The 2,869-nt window shown below is 42.7% G+C and carries 4 protein-coding genes and 1 pseudogene; all 5 read right to left on the reverse strand.

What is annotated here, in order from left to right; all coding sequences use genetic code 11:
• Window positions 1-89, reverse strand: a pseudogene (locus AB4496_RS09505) (50S ribosomal protein L10); the annotation flags it as partial.
• Window positions 90-331: 242 nt separating this feature from the next.
• Complete coding sequence (gene rplA / locus AB4496_RS09510) at window positions 332-1,036, reverse strand: 50S ribosomal protein L1 (RefSeq protein ID WP_012605004.1); 705 nt, start codon at window positions 1,034-1,036, stop codon at window positions 332-334.
• Between the two features lie 4 nt (window positions 1,037-1,040).
• On the reverse strand, window positions 1,041-1,469 hold the full coding sequence (gene rplK, locus AB4496_RS09515) for a 50S ribosomal protein L11 (RefSeq protein WP_010435555.1): 429 nt from the start codon (window positions 1,467-1,469) through the stop codon (window positions 1,041-1,043).
• A gap of 212 nt (window positions 1,470-1,681) precedes the next feature.
• Window positions 1,682-2,230 carry a transcription termination/antitermination protein NusG gene (gene nusG, locus AB4496_RS09520; RefSeq protein ID WP_012605006.1) on the reverse strand — a complete coding sequence of 183 codons (549 nt, stop codon included), beginning with the start codon at window positions 2,228-2,230 and terminating at the stop codon, window positions 1,682-1,684.
• Window positions 2,231-2,243: 13 nt separating this feature from the next.
• Window positions 2,244-2,621, reverse strand: coding sequence for a preprotein translocase subunit SecE (gene secE / locus AB4496_RS09525; protein ID WP_017096511.1), 378 nt, complete (start codon window positions 2,619-2,621; stop codon window positions 2,244-2,246).
• Window positions 2,622-2,869 lie beyond the last annotated feature (248 nt).

Genomic DNA, 2,869 nt, shown 5'->3' on the forward strand with positions numbered 1-2,869 from the left:
GAATCAGCTACAACTGCAGAAAGTGCACCACTGGCAGCTTCGTTGACTTCAGCAACAATTGCTTTTTTGTCTTGAAGATTTAAAGCCATTTGGATTAACCTCTGGTTGTGATTACAGCACTCATACAAAATGTAATGAGCGTTTACGATGTTATTTAAAAATGAATAAATTCACTTCAAACCACAACATCGCCTACGTAGGTTTTATTAAGCCATATCTCCGAAGAGTACAGCGCCTACGGTCTTGGGACGGATGACCTGAATTGCTTCAAAAATCACCCAACCACAAATATTAGGCGCAGAAGTATACACTAAATCTGCGCCGAAGCAAATTAGTTTGCTTGAGTGTCAAGACTAGCTTGATCAACAGTAACACCAGCACCCATTGTAGTAGAGATGCTTACTTTCTTCAGGAAAGTACCTTTCGCTGAAGAAGGCTTAGCTTTCTTAAGAGCAACTAGAAGTGCTTCTAGGTTCTCTTGAAGCTGGTTAGCTTCGAAAGATGCTTTGCCGATAGTAGTGTGGATGATACCGTTCTTGTCGTTACGGTAACGAACCTGACCAGCTTTAGCGTTCTTAACCGCTTCAGCAACGTTAGGAGTTACAGTACCAACTTTAGGGTTTGGCATAAGGCCGCGTGGACCTAGGATTGTACCTAGTTGACCAACAACACGCATTGCATCAGGAGAAGCAACAACAACGTCGAAGTTCATTTCGCCTTTTTTCACTTGCTCAGCAAGATCTTCCATACCAACGATATCTGCGCCAGCTGCTTTAGCTGCTTCTGCGTTTGCACCTTGAGTGAACACAGCAACGCGGATGTCACGGCCAGTACCGTGAGGTAGCACAGTTGCGCCACGTACGTTTTGGTCAGATTTACGAGCATCGATGCCTAGGTTAACAGCAACATCTACAGACTCAACGAATTTAGCAGTAGCTAGTTCTTTAAGAAGAGCAACAGCTTCGTTGATTTCGTATTCTTTAGTTACTTCAACTTTGTCGCGGATTACGCGCATACGCTTAGTAAGTTTTGCCATGATCTTATCCCTCTACCACTAGGCCCATTGAACGAGCAGTACCAGCAATAGAACGCTTCATTGCTTCGATGTCAGCACCAGTCATATCAGCAGCTTTAGTTTCTGCGATTTCCTGAACTTGAGCGTCAGTTACAGTACCAACTTTCTCAGTGTTTGGACGACCTGAACCAGACTTAACGCCAGCAGCTTTCTTAAGAAGAACAGCAGCAGGTGGAGTCTTAGTTACGAACGTGAAAGAACGGTCGTTGTAAACAGTAATTACTACTGGAGTAGGTAGACCTTTCTCAACAGATTCTGTTTTTGCGTTGAACGCTTTACAGAATTCCATGATGTTCACGCCGTGTTGACCTAGAGCAGGACCAACCGGTGGACTTGGGTTTGCCATACCAGCTGCAACTTGCAGTTTGATATAAGCTTCAACTTTCTTAGCCATGATATTTCCTAATTTTTGGGTACATGCGCTAGCCCTGAGGCAAGCTCCCCTTAATTTCAATTAACTCTTTCTTACTTCGATAGAAGTAAAAAGGCGCGAAATTATAATCATAATTCGCGCCTTTAACAACCCTAAAAAGGTGGTTTTTTATACTCTTTTATTTTGAACAACTTATGAAGTATTTATCCACAGCTTGTTCAAAAGTTAGAGTTTTAGTCCAGCTTTTCAACTTGACCAAATTCAAGCTCAACCGGTGTTGCACGACCAAAGATCGATACAGATACCTTAATGCGGCTTTTCTCGTAATCTACTTCTTCAACTGTACCGTTGAAATCAGCAAACGGACCATCGTTCACACGAACCACTTCACCCGCTTCGAACATTGTCTTAGGACGTGGAGACTCGCTCGCTTTCTCTAGACGGTTCAAGATAGCATCAGCTTCTTTGTCAGTGATTGGTGCAGGACGATCAGAGGTACCACCAATGAAGCCCATAACACGAGGAATGCTGCGTACTAAGTGCCATGATTCATCATTCATGATCATTTGCACTAATACGTAGCCAGGGAAGAACTTACGTTCGCTTTTACGGCGTTGACCTGCACGCATTTCCACTACTTCTTCAGTAGGTACTAAAACGTCACCAAAGAATTCTTCCATGTCGTGCATTTTAATATGTTCGCGTAACGATTGAGATACACGACCTTCATAGCCAGAAAAGGCTTGAACTACATACCAACGTTTTTTTGGAGCTTCACTCATGAATCAGAACCCTCTACACTCCAGTTGCTAGAGAAACTAAACGGACCATAATGCCGTCAATTCCCCAAAGCACTAGAGACATAACAATACATACAGCTAAAACGATCAATGTAGTTTGCATAGTTTCTTGGCGAGTAGGCCAAACAACTTTACGAATCTCCATACGAGATTCTTTTGCAAAATCGATCGCAGCTTTACCTTTAGTTGTTGTTGCTGCAACGCCTAGTGCGGCAGCAATCAGCACAACTACACCTGCAGCGCGAATTACAACAGACAATTCACCATACAGGTAATTACCCACAACAGCAGCAGCCAACAGTACAAAAGCGACTACCCACTTCATTGTATCTGCTGCACCTGAGCTATCAGGAGTTTCAGCGTTTGCTTTCATAAAACCAACCTGTGATAAGTCTTAAATATAGACGACAATAACCCCGCTGTTGCAGGGCACATTCCTTTGCGTTGCAAAACAACACATCTAACAGTCATTTTAGTTAAAAAGACCGTTTAATTCTTTGCTAAGAGTTAAAATTGATGTCAAAACACCCAACTCTTTTTTCAGCGCAGAAAAAGGGCATCAAATGATGCCCTTTTTACTAGTGGTTCGTCAAATCTTATGCAAAGATTTTAGCTACAACA

Source organism: Vibrio sp. 10N.222.46.A1, assembly GCF_041473595.1.
GTDB classification, from domain to species: domain Bacteria; phylum Pseudomonadota; class Gammaproteobacteria; order Enterobacterales; family Vibrionaceae; genus Vibrio; species Vibrio tasmaniensis_A.

Excerpts from the sequence above, each read along its gene's own strand:
- rplA (WP_012605004.1), bottom strand. The coding sequence starts at position 1,036 with ATGGCAAAACTTACTAAGCGTATGCGCGTAATCCGCGACAAAGTTGAA.
- rplK (WP_010435555.1), bottom strand. The coding sequence starts at position 1,469 with ATGGCTAAGAAAGTTGAAGCTTATATCAAACTGCAAGTTGCAGCTGGT.
- nusG (WP_012605006.1), bottom strand. The coding sequence starts at position 2,230 with ATGAGTGAAGCTCCAAAAAAACGTTGGTATGTAGTTCAAGCCTTTTCT.
- secE (WP_017096511.1), bottom strand. The coding sequence starts at position 2,621 with ATGAAAGCAAACGCTGAAACTCCTGATAGCTCAGGTGCAGCAGATACA.